Annotated in this window: 22 protein-coding genes, 1 tRNA gene and 1 other annotated feature; of the genes, 4 read left to right on the top strand and 19 right to left on the bottom strand. The window is 38.3% G+C overall.

Annotated features, from left to right (window positions below; genetic code table 11):
• Positions 1–2: 2 nt before the first annotated feature.
• The 12 genes from F0161_RS05420 to rplU all read right to left on the bottom strand — a co-directional run bounded on the left by F0161_RS05420 (position 3) and on the right by rplU (position 7,879).
• Positions 3–836: a TlyA family RNA methyltransferase gene (locus tag F0161_RS05420; protein ID WP_150203944.1), complete on the bottom strand. Its 834-nt coding sequence runs from the start codon at positions 834–836 to the stop codon at positions 3–5.
• Positions 837–847: 11 nt separating this feature from the next.
• Positions 848–1,738: a polyprenyl synthetase family protein gene (locus F0161_RS05415; protein ID WP_225423224.1), complete on the bottom strand. Its 891-nt coding sequence runs from the start codon at positions 1,736–1,738 to the stop codon at positions 848–850.
• 2 nt (positions 1,739–1,740) lie between these two features.
• Positions 1,741–1,971 carry an exodeoxyribonuclease VII small subunit gene (locus F0161_RS05410; protein WP_150203943.1) on the bottom strand — a complete coding sequence of 77 codons (231 nt, stop codon included), beginning with the start codon at positions 1,969–1,971 and terminating at the stop codon, positions 1,741–1,743.
• 3 nt (positions 1,972–1,974) lie between these two features.
• Positions 1,975–3,315 carry an exodeoxyribonuclease VII large subunit gene (gene xseA / locus F0161_RS05405; protein ID WP_150203942.1) on the bottom strand — a complete coding sequence of 447 codons (1,341 nt, stop codon included), beginning with the start codon at positions 3,313–3,315 and terminating at the stop codon, positions 1,975–1,977.
• Positions 3,305–4,168, bottom strand: a complete 864-nt coding sequence (locus tag F0161_RS05400) for a bifunctional 5,10-methylenetetrahydrofolate dehydrogenase/5,10-methenyltetrahydrofolate cyclohydrolase (RefSeq protein WP_150203941.1) — start codon at positions 4,166–4,168, stop codon at positions 3,305–3,307. The genes xseA and F0161_RS05400 overlap by 11 nt, the downstream gene beginning before the upstream one ends.
• Before the next feature lie 114 nt (positions 4,169–4,282).
• Positions 4,283–4,693, bottom strand: coding sequence for a transcription antitermination factor NusB (nusB, locus tag F0161_RS05395; protein WP_150203940.1), 411 nt, complete (start codon positions 4,691–4,693; stop codon positions 4,283–4,285).
• Positions 4,693–5,124 (bottom strand): Asp23/Gls24 family envelope stress response protein, encoded by a 432-nt coding sequence (locus F0161_RS05390; RefSeq protein ID WP_137601974.1) that lies wholly within the window; start codon positions 5,122–5,124, stop codon positions 4,693–4,695. Before F0161_RS05390 ends, nusB begins: the two co-directional genes overlap by 1 nt.
• 32 nt (positions 5,125–5,156) lie before the next feature.
• Positions 5,157–5,717, bottom strand: coding sequence for an elongation factor P (efp, locus tag F0161_RS05385; RefSeq protein ID WP_137601975.1), 561 nt, complete (start codon positions 5,715–5,717; stop codon positions 5,157–5,159).
• 68 nt (positions 5,718–5,785) lie between these two features.
• The gene (locus F0161_RS05380; protein WP_150203939.1) at positions 5,786–6,853 is read right to left on the bottom strand and encodes a M24 family metallopeptidase; all 1,068 of its coding nucleotides are present in this window, start codon (positions 6,851–6,853) and stop codon (positions 5,786–5,788) included.
• A gap of 73 nt (positions 6,854–6,926) precedes the next feature.
• A complete protein-coding gene (gene rpmA, locus F0161_RS05375) occupies positions 6,927–7,208 on the bottom strand; it encodes a 50S ribosomal protein L27 (RefSeq protein ID WP_057890644.1) in 282 nt (93 codons plus the stop codon).
• 18 nt (positions 7,209–7,226) lie between these two features.
• Positions 7,227–7,556: a ribosomal-processing cysteine protease Prp gene (locus F0161_RS05370; protein WP_137601977.1), complete on the bottom strand. Its 330-nt coding sequence runs from the start codon at positions 7,554–7,556 to the stop codon at positions 7,227–7,229.
• A 14-nt stretch (positions 7,557–7,570) separates the two neighbouring features.
• The gene (rplU, locus tag F0161_RS05365) at positions 7,571–7,879 is read right to left on the bottom strand and encodes a 50S ribosomal protein L21 (RefSeq protein ID WP_137601978.1); all 309 of its coding nucleotides are present in this window, start codon (positions 7,877–7,879) and stop codon (positions 7,571–7,573) included.
• 13 nt (positions 7,880–7,892) lie between these two features.
• Positions 7,893–7,966, bottom strand: a sequence feature (ribosomal protein L21 leader region).
• Positions 7,967–8,165: 199 nt separating this feature from the next.
• Here rplU and F0161_RS05360 point away from each other — a divergent pair.
• Together F0161_RS05360 and F0161_RS05355 are read left to right on the top strand one after the other, a co-directional pair.
• Entirely contained in the window at positions 8,166–8,354 is a 189-nt protein-coding gene (locus tag F0161_RS05360; RefSeq protein ID WP_137601979.1) for a hypothetical protein, read from the top strand.
• Positions 8,355–8,424: 70 nt separating this feature from the next.
• On the top strand, positions 8,425–8,943 hold the full coding sequence (locus F0161_RS05355) for an Ltp family lipoprotein (protein ID WP_190318919.1): 519 nt from the start codon (positions 8,425–8,427) through the stop codon (positions 8,941–8,943).
• 114 nt (positions 8,944–9,057) lie between these two features.
• Here F0161_RS05355 and ltrA read toward each other — a convergent pair whose 3' ends face one another.
• Positions 9,058–10,443 (bottom strand): group II intron reverse transcriptase/maturase, encoded by a 1,386-nt coding sequence (ltrA, locus tag F0161_RS05350; protein WP_150204646.1) that lies wholly within the window; start codon positions 10,441–10,443, stop codon positions 9,058–9,060.
• A gap of 488 nt (positions 10,444–10,931) precedes the next feature.
• Positions 10,932–11,005, bottom strand: a tRNA-Arg gene (locus F0161_RS05345).
• Between the two features lie 185 nt (positions 11,006–11,190).
• Between F0161_RS05345 and F0161_RS05340 the strand changes: the two genes are divergently transcribed.
• Positions 11,191–11,817 carry a TetR/AcrR family transcriptional regulator gene (locus tag F0161_RS05340; protein ID WP_150203938.1) on the top strand — a complete coding sequence of 209 codons (627 nt, stop codon included), beginning with the start codon at positions 11,191–11,193 and terminating at the stop codon, positions 11,815–11,817.
• A gap of 24 nt (positions 11,818–11,841) precedes the next feature.
• Here the strand turns inward: F0161_RS05340 and F0161_RS05335 are convergent, their stop codons facing one another.
• Positions 11,842–12,057 (bottom strand): pyridoxamine 5'-phosphate oxidase family protein, encoded by a 216-nt coding sequence (locus F0161_RS05335; RefSeq protein ID WP_190318918.1) that lies wholly within the window; start codon positions 12,055–12,057, stop codon positions 11,842–11,844.
• 22 nt (positions 12,058–12,079) lie between these two features.
• Positions 12,080–12,349, bottom strand: a complete 270-nt coding sequence (locus F0161_RS05330) for a pyridoxamine 5'-phosphate oxidase family protein (RefSeq protein WP_225423239.1) — start codon at positions 12,347–12,349, stop codon at positions 12,080–12,082.
• A 220-nt stretch (positions 12,350–12,569) separates the two neighbouring features.
• Here F0161_RS05330 and F0161_RS11420 point away from each other — a divergent pair, with 220 nt between their 5' ends.
• Positions 12,570–12,725 (top strand): hypothetical protein, encoded by a 156-nt coding sequence (locus F0161_RS11420; RefSeq protein WP_170175963.1) that lies wholly within the window; start codon positions 12,570–12,572, stop codon positions 12,723–12,725.
• Positions 12,726–12,771: 46 nt separating this feature from the next.
• Here the strand turns inward: F0161_RS11420 and F0161_RS05325 are convergent, their stop codons facing one another.
• Genes F0161_RS05325 through F0161_RS05315 form a run of 3 tightly spaced genes read right to left on the bottom strand, consistent with a single transcriptional unit; the run spans position 12,772 to position 15,107 of the window.
• Positions 12,772–13,317 carry a dUTPase gene (locus F0161_RS05325; protein WP_150203935.1) on the bottom strand — a complete coding sequence of 182 codons (546 nt, stop codon included), beginning with the start codon at positions 13,315–13,317 and terminating at the stop codon, positions 12,772–12,774.
• Between the two features lie 16 nt (positions 13,318–13,333).
• The gene (locus F0161_RS05320; RefSeq protein WP_150203934.1) at positions 13,334–14,242 is read right to left on the bottom strand and encodes a hypothetical protein; all 909 of its coding nucleotides are present in this window, start codon (positions 14,240–14,242) and stop codon (positions 13,334–13,336) included.
• Complete coding sequence (locus F0161_RS05315) at positions 14,235–15,107, bottom strand: exonuclease SbcC (RefSeq protein ID WP_150203933.1); 873 nt, start codon at positions 15,105–15,107, stop codon at positions 14,235–14,237. Before F0161_RS05315 ends, F0161_RS05320 begins: the two co-directional genes overlap by 8 nt.
• Positions 15,108–15,223: the final 116 nt, after the last annotated feature.

Genomic DNA, 15,223 nt, shown 5'->3' with positions numbered 1-15,223 from the left:
AATTATTCTCCAGAGTTTTTATTTTTGTCCAAATTTTGATACGCTGCTGCGATGACGTCATCTATTGATACGTTATCCTGAATTATCCCAGGTTGATCAGATAATTTCAAATGCATTAAGAACTCAATGTTTCCTTGACCACCTTTAATCGGTGAATAATCAAGGTGCATTACATCATAAGAATTATTAATGGCTAATTGAGTCACCTTTTCGAGAACCTCATGATGGACTTTTTCGTCATGCACAATTCCATGTTTACCAACTTTATTCTTGCCAGCTTCAAATTGAGGCTTTACCAGTGCAACCACTTCTCCACCTGGAATCAATATCGTGGCTAAGTTCGGTAAGATTAAATCCAAGGAAATAAACGACACATCGATACAAGAAAATTGAGGTTGTCCGTCCGTAAAATCGGCGAGTTTGCTGTACCGGAAATTGGTTTGTTCCATTACGACTACGCGCGGATCATCACGTAATTGCCAAACAAGTTGATTGGTCCCAACATCGAGTGCATAACTCATTTTAGCACCATTTTGCAAGACCACATCAGTAAAACCGCCTGTTGATGATCCAATGTCTAGCACAATCTTGTCAGCAACTGAGATATTAAACACCTCTAGTGCCTTGGCTAATTTCAACCCACCCCGGCTTACATAGGGCATTTTATTACCTTTCATGTGAAGCGTAGTTGTGGTTGGAATCCTTTCGCCTGGCTTATCTAATCGCTCATTGTTATGGCCCAAAATTTCACCCGCCATCACTGCCCGCTTAGCCTGTTCTCTTGAATCAAATAGTCCTTGTTCAACTAGTAAAACATCAACTCGTTGTTTTTCCATTAATTTAACCCCTATATCTTAAAGTACGCTAAAAAGTCATCAAAATCCGTTTTTTTAATTGGTGAAATTGCAGAAAGTTTTTCTAAATCAGCTTTAGCATCCTTAATCACCGCAGATAACTTGTCTTTGGTACCGTCAATCCCAAATAATCCAGGATATGTATTTTTTTCTTCAACCGCATCTTTATGCACTGCTTTACCCATTTGTTCAGTAGTACTAGTTTGATCCATCAAATCATCAAAGATTTGAAAGGCGAGTCCATAGTGTCGTCCAAACGAAAGTAGTAATGCTTGTTGCTCAGCTGTTGCACCGGCCATAATGCCACCGGCTTGCGTTGCATATTCAATCAAAGCGCCAGTTTTCTTCAGATGTAAATTTTGTAATTCCGGATAGGTTAATTGGCTTCCTTCATTTGAAATATCAATTACTTGACCAGCCACCATGCCTGCAGGCCCTGCATAATGCGACAGTTGTAAAGTTAAATTGCGAGTCACTTGATCATTAAGTGGATTATCAACTAACCATTGAAATGCCAAGGTCAAAAGCCCATCACCAGCTAAAATTGCGATTGCATCCCCAAACTTTTTGTGATTGGTAGGCATACCACGACGCAAATCGTCATTGTCCATCGCTGGTAAGTCATCATGAATCAATGAATACGTGTGAAGTAACTCTAGTGCACTCGCTGCTTTTAGATACTTTTCTAAGTCGAAATTATCGCGTTGAAGTGCTTGAATGACTCGCAGTGTTAGTGCTGGACGTAGCCGCTTGCCGCCAGCAGCCACCGAGTATTGCATGGCCGAATGTAAAAGAGTTTGGTCAGTATCAGCTTCAATACTACGACTCAAAAAGTCGTCAATCGTCTGTTGCAATTCATCAATTGTTGTTAATTCAAACATCATGATTACTCTTCCTTAGGATCAGCATCAAAATTGATTTCTTGATTATTATCGTCCATTAATTTAGTAAGTGTTTTTTCAGCGTTATCAAGTGTGTCTTGGAGTTGCTTGCTTAATTTAACCCCATCTTGGAATTGGGTTAGCGCCTTCTCCAATGGAACATCCCCTTGTTCCAATTGACTCACAATTGTTTGTAATTTTTCGAGTTGTTCTTCAAAGCTTACTTTTTCAGCCATTTCCTACTCCTTATTGATTTCTTTGATTTCTGCCGAAGCAGATCCGTCTTCAAAATTCATTTTAATTGTCTGATTTGGTGTTAATTGAGTGACTGACTTTACGACTTCTTTATCCAAAGTTACGTATGAATATCCACGACTCATAATTTTTAATGGGCTTAAATTATCCAATTGTGCAATTAGCTTGGCTGTTGATTGTCGTTGATTATTAATAATTGTGCGACTTGCTTGATTAATCCGAACCTCTAAGTTTGCTAATTGTTGCTGTTGATTGGCAATTGATTGTTGGATATTTCGACCAGACAAACGATTCGTGAGTAAATCAACTTTTTGTTGCCAATTTTGCTCATAACCATCTTTGAGTTGTTCCAGGCGATTTTTGGCTAAATCAACATTTTGAATATAGCGTTCATATAATCTAGTGGGTTGCGTGAAAATGTAACTTTCTCGCACCTTAGCCACTTTTTGTTGGTCAATTTTAATCGTTTGATTCATTGCTTGAAAAAGTCGTTGTCGATACTGATTAATTTTAAGAAGTTCGTCATTTAAAACTGGTACCGCGAGCTCTGCCGCCGCAGTTGGCGTGGCTGCTCGAACATCCGCTACCAAATCAGCAATCGTCGTATCTGTTTCATGACCAACTGAGGAAATAACCGGTAATTGACTGTCGACAATCGCACGAGCAACTATTTCCTCATTAAATGGCCATAAGTCCTCAATAGAGCCACCGCCACGACCAATAATCAAAGTATCAAAGTTACCAATTTCATTAGCGTGTTCAATCTGTTTGACGATATCAGCTGCCGCTTTTTCCCCTTGTACTAGTGCTGGAAATAAAACGATTTGTGCAATTGGGAAACGACGCTGGACCGTTGTGATAATATCTCGAATAACCGCTCCACTTGGACTAGTAACAACCGCGATTCTCTTTGGAAACATTGGTAGCCGTTTCTTTGGTAAATCGAATAACCCTTCATCAGTCAACTTTTTCTTTAATTGTTCGTACGCTTGATATAAGGCACCAATACCGTCTGGTTGCATGCTATCAACATAAATCTGGTAACTACCACTAGCTTCATACAGGCTAATCCGACCAGTTACAAGGACTTTCATTCCTTCTTCAGGGGTAAACTTAACTTTTTCAAATGCACTCTTAAACATGATTGCACTGATTTTAGCGTGATCATCCTTGAGACTGAAGTATTGATGAGCATTGGGACGTAATCTAAAGTTAGATAGTTCACCAGTTAAATAGATGCGACCCAAATAAGGATCGACATCAAATTTACGCTTAATATATTTAGTTAGGGCAGTCACAGTAAGATACTGATCACTATTTTCCATTATTAAGACTCCATTGAGTTAATTCAACTGTTTGTTGCATCAAAGTCGCAATCGTCATGGGCCCAACTCCACCCGGCACTGGGGTAATGGCACCGGCAACCTGGCTGGCAGTTTCAAAATCAACATCTCCAGTCAATTTACCGTCTGCGCCACGATTGATTCCAACATCAATGACCGTTGCTCCCGGTTTGATATCTTGTCCAGAAATCAGCGCTGGCGTCCCCGTAGCAACAACCAAAATATCGGCTGTTTTCGCCAGTGCCTTGAGATTTTGCGTAAACCGTCCTGCTAACGTGACGGTCGCATTTTGGTTAATCATCAAAGCAGCGACTGGTCGGCCCACGAGTACGCTCCGGCCAATGACTACAACGTTTTTACCGGCTAATGTAATATCATATTGTTTGAGCAACGTCATAATTCCCTTAGGCGTACATGCCACCGGATAATTACCCGGTTGGCGTCCATATAATTTTCCTAAATTAGTTGGGTTAAAACCGTCCACATCTTTACTAGGTAAAATTGAATTTGTCACAGTGGTGGCATCGATGTGATCAGGTAATGGTGATTGTACCAAAATTGCATGGATTGACTGGTCTTGATTTAGCTTTTCAACTTCATTGATGACTTCATCTTGGCTGACAGTCTCTGGCAATTCGATTAGGACCGATTTCATCCCTAATTTTTCAGCTTTACGGTGTTTATTGCGTGTATATATTTGGCTCGCAGGATCTTCTCCTACAAGTATGACCGCGATTCCTGGCTGGATACCTTGTGCGGTTAACTTATCAGCTTGAATTTTAGTAGCATCATTTAGCGACGCTGCTGTGGTCTTACCATCTAAAATAATCGCCATAATTTAATCCCTCCAATAATGAATGTATGTATTCAATTTTATCATATTTAGGAGCTCATTTTTCTGTCAGATGTAAAAAAAGCCGAGATAGATTTAATCTATCTCAGCTTTTGATTATCCAACTTGTTTTTCAAAGCTACCTAAAACACCATTGATGAACTTCTTGGAAGAATCATCGCTGAATGCAGCGGCGAGTTCCAATGCTTCGTTAATCACAACCGCATTCGGAACATCATCTACGTATTGCATTTCAAATAATGCAATTTGTAAAATAATCAAATCAGATTTAGCAATCCGACTGACTGTCCATTTGGCACTCAGTAAACTTTGGATTTGTTCATTTAAGGAATCCCGATGATTGTTGACACCTTCAACCAGTGTCACAAGATAGTCTGGAATATCCTTTTCGTGTTCAATAGCTAAAACTTCTTTATAAAGCTCAGCTATGTCCGCATCCTCATTTGCTAATTCAGCAAATAAGGTTTGAAATGCGCTCTTTCTTATTTGATGACGATTCATGCTCACTATTGTTCACCATTTTCATTTTCTGCAAAAATATCGTTGGGATCCACTTTTTGTTCTGATTTTTCAGGAACCATTCCTTCGATGTGAACATTGACTTCTTGAATTTTCAAATCCGTCATCAGTGATACTTGTTGTTTAACTTTGTCTTGGATTTCAAGCGCAGTCCGAGGAACTGGTACTCCATATTCAAGATAAACGTCAACATCTACCACAAGTTCATCTTCATCTCTTGATAATTTTACACCACGAGCATGATCTGGTCGGCCCAATAATTCAGTAACATTACTGGTGATTGAACCATGCATCTTTGAAACACCATCCACTTGGCTAGCCGCAATGCCAGCTACTGTTTCAAGTACACTTGGTGCAATTTCAATTGATCCTAGTGATTGGTCATCCTTGTTTAAAATTAGATTTGTTTCTTCAGCCATTTTAAACGCCTCCGATTAGTTTGTGAATTCGATTATGCGCGAGAAATATATGATGAATCAGTTGTATTAATAACTAATTCGTCGCCTTCGTTAACAAAGAATGGAACTTGAATTACAAGTCCAGTTTGCATTGTAGCAGGCTTTGAGCCACCTGAAGCAGTATCACCCTTGATTCCAGGTTCAGTAGCTGCCACTTTCAATGTAACAGTGTTAGGTAATTCAACACCTAAAGTTTCGTTACCAAATGAAGTAATACTTACTTCCATGTTTTCTTTCAAAAACTTCAATTCGTTTTGAATGTTTTCGGCAGGTAATTCAGTTTGTTCATAAGTATCTGTATCCATGAACACGTGATTGTCACCATCTGCATAAAGATATTGCATTTTTTTAGTTTCAATGTTTGCACGTTCCATTTTGGCTCCGGCACGGAAAGTTTTATCTTGCACTGCGCCAGTCCGAAGGTTCTTCAATTTTGAGCGAACGAATGCTCCACCCTTACCAGGTTTAACATGTTGGAATTCAATGATGCGCCAAATTGCGTCATCCACTTCAATTGTAAGACCATTTTTAAAATCTGCTGTTGAGATTGCCATTATTTGTTTCCTCCTAGATTACATATCAATTTATATTTTGCTATATTAAACGCAAAATTGCAACTAAATTACAAAATTAGCAGTTCTTTATTAGCAGTTGTTAGTACTTCGTGACCGTTTTCAGTGATTAAAATATCGTCTTCAATTCTCACTCCACCAAGATTTGGAAGATATATTCCAGGCTCGACGGTAATAATTTGATTAGACTTAAGTTTTAATGAACTGTTTGGTCCATAGCTTGCTGGTAATTCATGCACTGACATTCCGATACCATGTCCCATGCCATGATTAAATTGCTGTGAATACCCAGCTTGATCAATGATATTTCGACCGGCAGCATCAAGTTCTTGTCCATTGGCGCCGGCTTTAGCAGTTGTAATCACCGCCTGAGATGCTGCCAACACAACGCCATAAATCTCTTTAATCTGCTCACTAGCTTCTCCCATCACCACAGTTCGGGTGATATCGGACGTGTAGTTGTCCAAAAAGTAGCCGAAATCGAGTACGACGGAATCACCAGACTGGATAATTTTATCACTTGCAGTGGCGTGCGGTTTGGCCGCATTGATGCCACTAGCGACAATTGTATCAAAAGAAGACTTTTGAGCGCCTTGCTGTTTCATCCAAGCATCGAGTAAATTAGCTACTTCCAATTCTGACATTCCTACGTGTATAGCTTGGGTCAGATATTCAAAACCGGCCGAACTTAATTCTGCGGAAGCAGTTAATCTCATAATTTCAGATGAACTTTTAACAGAACGTAAAGTCTCAATGACATCATCCATTGCATCGATATCAGCATCCAACTGATCAACTAATGCGTCGTAAATGCGTAAAGAAACCGTATCTTCAATTCCAATCGTTTCTAAACCCAATGCACCACACAATGTGTTCACAGCCCCAAAGTAATCACGGATAATCCTTACTTTGACATCACCTAAATTTGTTTCATTTAGAGCTTCTTCAAAGCGTGCATCAGTAATTATGTACGTTTCACTAGCTGTGACTAGAACACAACCATCACCTTGTGTTAAACTAAAATTGGTTAAATACTGCATATTAATTTCATCAGTAATTAAAAAAGCATCAATAAATAACTCTGGGAATAAATTTTTTAGTTGTTCAATCTGGTTCATCAGTTTCACCACCTATTTAACTCCACAAAAATATCCCAAAAGCCAAAACTTTTGGGATAGTAATCAACTTTAATTATTCAGCAACTGGGTAAACTGAAACTTTACGTTTGTCGCGACCCATGCGTTCGAATTTAACCACACCGTCAACCTTTGAGAAAAGTGTGTCGTCGTTTCCGCGACCAACATTTTCACCAGGATTGATATGTGTTCCACGTTGACGATAAAGGATTGAACCGGCTGTAACTGTTGAACCGTCTGCAGCTTTTGTACCAAGACGACGTCCAGCTGAGTCACGACCGTTGGCAGTAGAACCGCCCCCTTTATGATGTGAGAAGAATTGTAAATCCATAATCATAATCGTTCACCTCCAACTTTAAATTTTTGTAACTTCTTCAACGATGATATTGTCCGGATAAGACTGAGCTACATCACGAACTCCATTCATCAGAGTTTTTAACAAGATTTGACTATCATGGTCAATTGCCAACTTTTGAACTGATATGAATCCACCCTCTGAATCATCTGAGATGACTTGGGGATGCACATCAACAACATTTTCTAACCCATTAATGGTTGAAATGGTCAAAACTGAGATGGCCGCACAAACAATATCTTGTCCATAAGGCCCAGCTTCAGCATGTCCTGTTACTTGGAAACTCAAGATATTGTCTTGAGAATCTAATTCAAAATTTGCTTTAATCATTGTACTTACCTCGATTAAGCGTTGATGGCGTCAATAACAACCTTAGTATATGGTTGACGATGACCTTGCTTAGTATGTGAATGTTTCTTGGCTTTGTACTTGAAAGTAATAACTTTCTTTTCTTTGCCTTGCTTTTCAACAGTACCTGTAACGGTTGCGCCAGCAACTGTTGGTGTACCGATCTTAGCTGAGTCACCACCAACGAAGACAACTTCGTCAAAAGTAACTTTTTCACCAGCTTCAACGTTTAATTTTTCAACGAAGATAGCTTCTCCGGCTTCAACTTTATATTGTTTTCCACCTGTTACGATAATTGCGTACATATTGTGCACCTCCTTAATATCTTAGACTCGCCATACAAGTAGCTACTTAAAGCTTTGAAGACTTGTTGCGTGCGGTTGTAGTTGCGGTTCACAAATACAACTTGCTTATTATATCAGATTACATTTCTACGGTCAAACCGCAGAAGATAAACGAATACTTAATTAGTATACCACAATATGTAATTCAAAATATCACTAACCTTTTCAAAAAAAATTAATTAATTTAATGTAAAAGCGATTTTTTACCGTATCTATTAATTAGATATAAATTTAGGAGGATTTATTAATGTTTAATTATGTTTCATTTGCAAGAGTTGGTGCAATCACCATTCACCGGGTTGAAATGCAGGTTCAGATCCATGTTGACGGCGGCTGGACTCAATTTATTCACGCGGATTCGATTCCTGAAGCCACTCGTGCTTTTCAGGATACAGTTTTGATTGCAAGTCGCGTCAACAAACAGTTTGAAGAATAGCATTGTTGGAAGCAAATAATAAATGCCCAAATTCTGAATGGCACTAAAAGCTGCTTTTGGAGGAATCAATATGGAAACAAAGAATCAAAAAGCATGGTACAAAAAATGGTGGATTTGGCTAATTATTATTTTAGTCGTTGCTGCATTGTCCAATATGGGTAAAAAGTCAGATACAAGTTCAAAATCAGATACACCGGTCAGCACTGAATCAACAAAGGTTGAGACTTCATCAAAGGAAGATTCTGAAGAAAATACAGAATCGTCTTCTACGGATGACGTTCCAGCTGATTATAAATCTGCATTACGTAAAGCAGCCACTTATGCCAGAATGATGGACATGTCAAAAGCTGGAGTATATGATCAATTATCTTCTGATGCTGGCGAAGGATTTTCACCAGAAGCATCTCAATACGCAGTTGATAATTTAAAAAATGTCGACTGGAACAAAAATGCGTTAACTAAGGCAAAAGATTACCAGGATAATATGGACATGTCTCCTGATGCAATTTCAGACCAATTAACCTCTAGTTATGGCGAACAATTTACCGCAGATGAAGCTGCATATGCAATTCAACATTTGAACGACTAGTTAAAAACTTCGTTGTTCTATCATTCCACAATCGAGTAGGAGGCAGTTGATTAGTTCAGCTACCGACCTCTCACACCACCGTACGTACGGTTCCGTATACGGCGGTTCAGTAATTTAAGCATTTTGAATAGACTTGAATACCTTGGAGAGATTCATCAATCCAAGTTGTTCCAGTTTTTCGTTTGTTAACGTATAAAGTAGTGTTTTGCTATGTGCTGTGCGCCAGTAACCCTTGCGGGTATAAGCAGCTAGCCGAGTATTATTCTGATTCAAACCTAGTCGTTTCAGGTTAGTGATCTTCGTTTTGATTTTCTTCCATGATTTCCAGATGTATTGTCGAACTCTAGACCGTAGCCACTGATCTATTCGTTTCAAGAAGTTTGTCATCTTACCAGATGAGTAGTATTGAATCCATCCGCGCATTTTTCGTGTGATTTCCATAAACATTTGTTCAAGTGAAATTCCGCGATTGCGTTTCGTAATTCGTTTGAGTTCCTGTTTGACCCGTATTTGGGATTGTTTTGACGGCCTTGAGAAAGCACCACCCCTACCAACTCCCAGTGAGAATCCCAGAAATTTCAATCTCAATGGTGACCCGACTTTACTTTTGTCACGATTGACGGTTACTTTAAGATCCTTTTCCAGAAATCTACTAATACTCTCAAGTACCCGGTGACCTGCTCGTTTACTCTTAACGTAAATATTGCAGTCATCCGCATATCGGACAAAGTGGAGACCTCGTTCCGTTAATACTTTATCCAGCTCATTGAGATAGATATTCGCCAATAGTGGTGACAGTGGTCCGCCTTGCGGGGTTCCCACGACACTCGCTTCGAAGGTTGAACCAGTCATAACACCACTAGTCAAAAACTTTCGAATTAGCTTAATCAACCAAGGATCATCAATATATTGTTCGATATACTTGATCAGTAAATCATGATTGACTGTATCGAAGTATGCCTTTAAATCAAGATCAACCACGACGTGGTAACCCTCGTTATACAGCGATACCACTCGTTTAATTGCATCTTGCGCACTTCGATTAGGTCGAAAACCAAAACTATTATTTGAGAAAACTTGTTCAAAAATCGGAGACATCACTTGTGCGATTGCTTGTTGTATCATTCGGTCAATTACCGTTGGCACGCCTAATTTTCGCACGCCACCATTTGGTTTGGGTATTTCTACCCGTTTAACCGCCTTCGGCCGGTACGTCCCATCATTCAACTGATGAATAAGTTCAGTTTTATGAACTCTCAAATAACCTAACAGATCATCGATGGTCATTCCGTCGATGCCTGCGACACCTTTATTACGCACAACCCGTTGATAGGCCAGATTCAAGTTATCTCGATCCAACACGCGTTGTTCAAACTTAATGCCACTCATCATCGTTGTTTCATTAGAATTCATCCTACGCGCCCCAGTTTGTTCTTGGTCTTCCAGACCTACCATCCACTGGTGGTCAGCTTTGTTTTCTGTTTTCTGCGATCGTCGCATAAATTCCACCTCCATAATCAATGTGAGTTATTACTGTTCAGCCCTTCGTGACGAAGTCACTACTATGGCCTCGGCTGACTCCTGATAAACTCAGTATTCCATCACTGAAACAGTTGTCCTGTAGAACTTGATTGCTCTTCTTGTCGGGACTTGTCTATCAGGCCTCCCCGGGTAAGAACGTCAACTTTCATACCATGTCACCATTAGCTTTACCATCGTGATTTTGAGTAGTATCGGACTTCGATTTGTTTGGCAATCTTATCCAATCAGTTCTGGCCTTATAGCTACTTCTTGTTCATTGGTGCGGTATTTTGCTCCTCAGACTTCCTTCAGATTCCACTTCACAGTGGACACCCTTGTCCTTGGCTAGTGGTTCCGACTACTACGGCCCACAGTGGACTTTCACCACCTAGTTGGCGCCCATGCCGGGCGCACCCAAAAAGCACACTTAAACATTTTGAAAATGTTAAGTGTGCTTTTTATAATAATGAAGCGAGTGAGGTTCGAACTCACGACCGTTCGCTTAGAAGGCGAATGCTCTATCCAGCTGAGCTACCGCTCCAGACTTGAATAATTATAAGAATTTTCACGCCCCTTGTCAATGCCATATGACATTAAAGTTATGAATGTTTTTTGCACATTTGTCTTATTAGGGGGTTTGACTAAGCGCTTACATCGTTATATAATCAATTAAACTCATATTACTGAACATTAACAAATTAAAAAAATATATCGAGGAGGATTATTATGGAGAATAGTCGTACAGATCCTAGAGTTGTCAAAACCCGTAACAATTTAAAACAAGCGCTAGTGCATCTGATGAAAGAATATAAAATTGAAAATATTAGTGTTCAAAAAATCACTGAAACAGCGTCTATTACACGTGGTACTTTTTACCTACACTATAAAGATAAGCAAGACTTTATCGATCGTGCTATGAATGGAATATTGGACGATTTTTTTGAAAACGTCATGATTGAAGTCTACTCTTTAGCAGGAAAAAGCTATCCAAATGGCGTTAAAGTATTTTCAATGCAACACGCGTTTAAATATATCGAGGATGAAGCAGATGCGTTTGATGTTCTCCTAAACAATCCTGAAAATGTTGTTTTCTTCGATCGCCTATCCGACCGGGTTGGTGTAGAAATAAATCACTTCTATGAAAAATTGGAACCTGATTTCGTCGAACTTGACGTCCCTACCGATATTCAAATGGCATTAATTGTGTCAGCTGAGTTGGGATTAATTAAGTATTGGTTACAAAAAGGCATGATTTATACTCCAAGATACATGTCATCCAGTGTGACTAAGTTAATGACCCAATTGAAGCATGATAAAATTTTCTTCACCGACTTCTTCTATACAGAAGCTTAAGTGAAAGCTAAAAGACAACCACGACTATTCGTCTTGGTTGTCTTTTTTTGGCAGTTGATGTGCTTTACCTGTTATTTTTTCGATACTAATTTTGATGATAGCGGTCGCGTTAACCTTTTGATCTGGAATTAAATCATAGTTACTTAATCCTTTGCCTGTTTCATGTCTCATCAATAAATCTAAAGCATGCTTTTTCACTTCTAAATCAGTCACAATTTCAGCGAGTCCAAATCCAATCACACTCGAAAACGCGGTTGAATAGTCAGGGGCAATTGAACCCCCCGCTAATCATCTCACTATCATGATCCATTTCGATACATACTTTTGGATTGGCTTTAATACTGGAGATTTTCTTTCCTTGTCGTGCTCCATGAATGTAAATGACAAGTTGATCATCGAGCCATTCGTAACCGTAATTAACTGGAACGACATATGGATAGTCTTCAGACAACATTCCTAGTCTTAAAATATGATTCGATTCAACTACGTCTTTAATGCGTGCTAAATCTATTTGACGCTCTTGCCTTCGCATTTTTTCCAATTAACTACACCTCTTATACTTTTTGCCAGTTTATGCTTAAAACTAAAGAATTTCAACGACTTTTTAGTCAAAATTATTAAATAAAAGTTAAGTTGTATATTAAAAGTTTAAGATTGCCTAGGTTCTTCTGGATTATATTGCATTATGTTAAAAATGAAACGATAATGTAATATAAGCACCAGTTAAATCTGTGTTTAAGGGAGGAATCGCCATGGGACCATTTATTATTATTGTTTCGATTTTGTTATTTTCAATGCTATGGCAAACATTTTTTGGAAATCCAAAGAAAAAGCAATCTTCTGGTAAACATTTCAATAACCAGGAAGATCAAACGATTTCTAATGATCAAAATGGTAAAGCAGCCTAATCTAAAAGGACTTGAAAGCAATTATTGTTTTCAAGTCCTTTTTAATTTAATAATCATTTTGTTGACGTTGTTGGTTAATGACATTCTTGTTTTTAAAGGCCGTCATAATTTCGTTTTCTGAGTAGCCAAATTCAACCAGACCTAGTTTTAAGAACAATCTCCAGGCATGTTTAAAATCGTCTTGTCGATGCTCAAAATAAGCCGAATTTAACATGTGTTTAATAGCCAAATACTCTTTGTTTAAATCTTGTGGTACTGCTTTCGCAGCTTTGATTTTTTCAATGCCGTCTCTGTCCAACACAATTAAATGAGTCCATTGATGCTTAGCACTTGCAAGTAAGAAAAAATCCATTGCATCAACATATTCACCCAGCAAAGTTTCACGTTTGGTTTTACCATCATGAGCTTTGCCTTTATGGGTTTTCCAAACTTTAAACCATTCTGCTGTATTGGCAATTTCGGCCAACTCAACGTCTAAGGCAACATAAACATTTTCTAAACTTTTTTCTGGTTTCATTGCAATTTGGCGATCGTACGAAATTTGGTGATCCAACTCAATTGAGCTGTGCAATAAATCTGTAATGTCTAACATATATTTGGTTCCTCTTTTATTCTTTAAAAATCATTGGATCAGACTTAATTTCCAATGATGCCCGATTATCCATAAACCAAGTTCGGATTAACTTGAATCTAATCAAAATATCAAAGAACGATACGGCTTCTTTTTCATCAGAAACAGAAAATGCCCAAGATTCTCTACCTGACGACAAGGTCAGCTTCGAATTTGAGTCCATTTGTAGACTCATCCCCGTCTCGTTGGTTAAATTCATCAACATATAGTCGGTGCCTTCGGTTGAAACGAATAACTTGTCAATCACTTCAAGCCCCATATGTTTGTTGAGTAGATAATATTTGGCAGCATTGCTAGTATCCAAAATACCTAAATCTACACTAAATCCTAGGTCAGTTTGTAGATAATGTGCTAAGGTCATTAGCGGATTAATTGCCTGTTGAATTTGAATAATAGTTGTAACTTCACTCAACTTTTCGACAAATAAATTCACGAGTGAACGGTTATTAAATCGCATCATTCGTTTTTGTAAGTTCAAATAAAATAAGGCTTCGTTAGTTTTCGTTTCAGTAAACAGCGCCCCACCATTTTTACTTTTATCCATCACAAACTGAAATTTGGCTGAATTACCTAATTGATTGAGTCGCGCACTCACTGCCCCTGCATCATCAATTGACGTTTCCAGCGATTCATTATTATGAAATTGCAACAGTCGGGATGCCAGTACCAAATAGTAATCTTGAGGCTGGTATTGAAATGGGTATTTCACAAAATCGTTCTTTAATTCGTAGACAGAGAGCTTATTTGCGGCCCCTAAGAGCTGTTCTGCGTCGTCCGTTTCAATTAATTGGTTAATCAGGTCAACATACATTTCACCAGCATCTAGACCAGCTTTAAGCGTATCCGTAAAGGTATTCATTTGAGTGGTGATTTTTTCATTACTCATGATCTGTCACCTGCTTTTCACTTGAAAGAAAGGCAAGATAATCAGCATAAAGACTCCGATTAGCAGCTTCAAAAGTTTCGAAGTTTTTAAAGGTGTCAATAATGCTCTTTTGTTCATAGCTCAAGATGGTATTTTCTTTTGAAAGGACCAAGACTTTGGCTTCATTATCTTTAATTTGTTTCTTAGCTCCACGGGCTTGATCATCTTGATCTTCTAAATCACTTAATTGATCAATTAGTTCTTGGCGGGCTTCTTTTTGCTTACCAGATTCCCATGGCATTCCATTTTTGTTGTTCACTTCTTTTAATTCTTCTTGAATTTCATTCTTTTTTGCTTCGCGGGTCGCCTGACTATCAATCAAGTCCTGTAAATGATCATTTTCTTCTGAAATTTGATCAATTTTGGCGGTATTATAACGTTTACTTTCTTTAGATAAGGCAAAAGAAGTAGATAACTTTTCATATTCTGTTTCATCAAAAATGAAACGAACATTCAAGACATCTAGTTCACCGAATTCTCTTCTATCCCACCAATTACCAAAGTACACTCTGAAGTGGCCTTGCTTAAATTCTTCATAATAGAAGAATGGATAGCGGTGCCCCAAATATTTGATAATATTGGCACTTAAATAATGGCTCAATTCGTCAGATAGGTTATCTACTAAGTTTGCAACCGTGACGTCATTTTCAACGTTTTCGGTATGTAAAATTTCGGATGCGTATCGACGAGAGTCTAACAATGAATAAACTAGTTTATCATCGTGATCACTAACCGCCGCCTGCAAATTTTGTAGATATTGCATTTTAATTGTAATTTGGTCGGAAATTACATCAATCACGTTTTCCTGACTATTCTCTTCTGTCATTTCAAACTCTCCTTAACACATGTATTTACACTAATCATACCTAATTATGCGAATTTATTAAAGTCGTTTATTTTATTTAAGAAAAAAATAAAAAAGGTAATCCTGCCAAATGGCAA

It is taken from the genome of Paucilactobacillus nenjiangensis, assembly GCF_008632615.1.
In the GTDB taxonomy this organism is placed as follows: Bacteria; Bacillota; Bacilli; order Lactobacillales; family Lactobacillaceae; genus Paucilactobacillus; species Paucilactobacillus nenjiangensis.
This window is presented reverse-complemented; position numbering and strand designations above follow the sequence as displayed.

Bases quoted from the DNA above. Each gene is read 5' to 3' on its own strand.
- F0161_RS05420 (WP_150203944.1), bottom strand. From the start codon at position 836: ATGGAAAAACAACGAGTTGATGTTTTACTAGTTGAACAAGGACTATTT.
- F0161_RS05415 (WP_225423224.1), bottom strand. From the start codon at position 1,738: ATGATGTTTGAATTAACAACAATTGATGAATTGCAACAGACGATTGAC.
- F0161_RS05410 (WP_150203943.1), bottom strand. From the start codon at position 1,971: ATGGCTGAAAAAGTAAGCTTTGAAGAACAACTCGAAAAATTACAAACA.
- xseA (WP_150203942.1), bottom strand. From the start codon at position 3,315: ATGGAAAATAGTGATCAGTATCTTACTGTGACTGCCCTAACTAAATAT.
- F0161_RS05400 (WP_150203941.1), bottom strand. From the start codon at position 4,168: ATGGCGATTATTTTAGATGGTAAGACCACAGCAGCGTCGCTAAATGAT.
- F0161_RS05390 (WP_137601974.1), bottom strand. From the start codon at position 5,124: ATGGCTGAAGAAACAAATCTAATTTTAAACAAGGATGACCAATCACTA.
- efp (WP_137601975.1), bottom strand. From the start codon at position 5,717: ATGGCAATCTCAACAGCAGATTTTAAAAATGGTCTTACAATTGAAGTG.
- F0161_RS05380 (WP_150203939.1), bottom strand. From the start codon at position 6,853: ATGAACCAGATTGAACAACTAAAAAATTTATTCCCAGAGTTATTTATT.
- rpmA (WP_057890644.1), bottom strand. From the start codon at position 7,208: ATGATTATGGATTTACAATTCTTCTCACATCATAAAGGGGGCGGTTCT.
- F0161_RS05370 (WP_137601977.1), bottom strand. From the start codon at position 7,556: ATGATTAAAGCAAATTTTGAATTAGATTCTCAAGACAATATCTTGAGT.
- rplU (WP_137601978.1), bottom strand. From the start codon at position 7,879: ATGTACGCAATTATCGTAACAGGTGGAAAACAATATAAAGTTGAAGCC.
- F0161_RS05360 (WP_137601979.1), top strand. From the start codon at position 8,166: ATGTTTAATTATGTTTCATTTGCAAGAGTTGGTGCAATCACCATTCAC.
- F0161_RS05355 (WP_190318919.1), top strand. From the start codon at position 8,425: ATGGAAACAAAGAATCAAAAAGCATGGTACAAAAAATGGTGGATTTGG.
- ltrA (WP_150204646.1), bottom strand. From the start codon at position 10,443: ATGCGACGATCGCAGAAAACAGAAAACAAAGCTGACCACCAGTGGATG.
- F0161_RS05340 (WP_150203938.1), top strand. From the start codon at position 11,191: ATGGAGAATAGTCGTACAGATCCTAGAGTTGTCAAAACCCGTAACAAT.
- F0161_RS05330 (WP_225423239.1), bottom strand. From the start codon at position 12,349: ATGCGAAGGCAAGAGCGTCAAATAGATTTAGCACGCATTAAAGACGTA.
- F0161_RS11420 (WP_170175963.1), top strand. From the start codon at position 12,570: ATGGGACCATTTATTATTATTGTTTCGATTTTGTTATTTTCAATGCTA.
- F0161_RS05325 (WP_150203935.1), bottom strand. From the start codon at position 13,317: ATGTTAGACATTACAGATTTATTGCACAGCTCAATTGAGTTGGATCAC.
- F0161_RS05320 (WP_150203934.1), bottom strand. From the start codon at position 14,242: ATGAGTAATGAAAAAATCACCACTCAAATGAATACCTTTACGGATACG.
- F0161_RS05315 (WP_150203933.1), bottom strand. From the start codon at position 15,107: ATGACAGAAGAGAATAGTCAGGAAAACGTGATTGATGTAATTTCCGAC.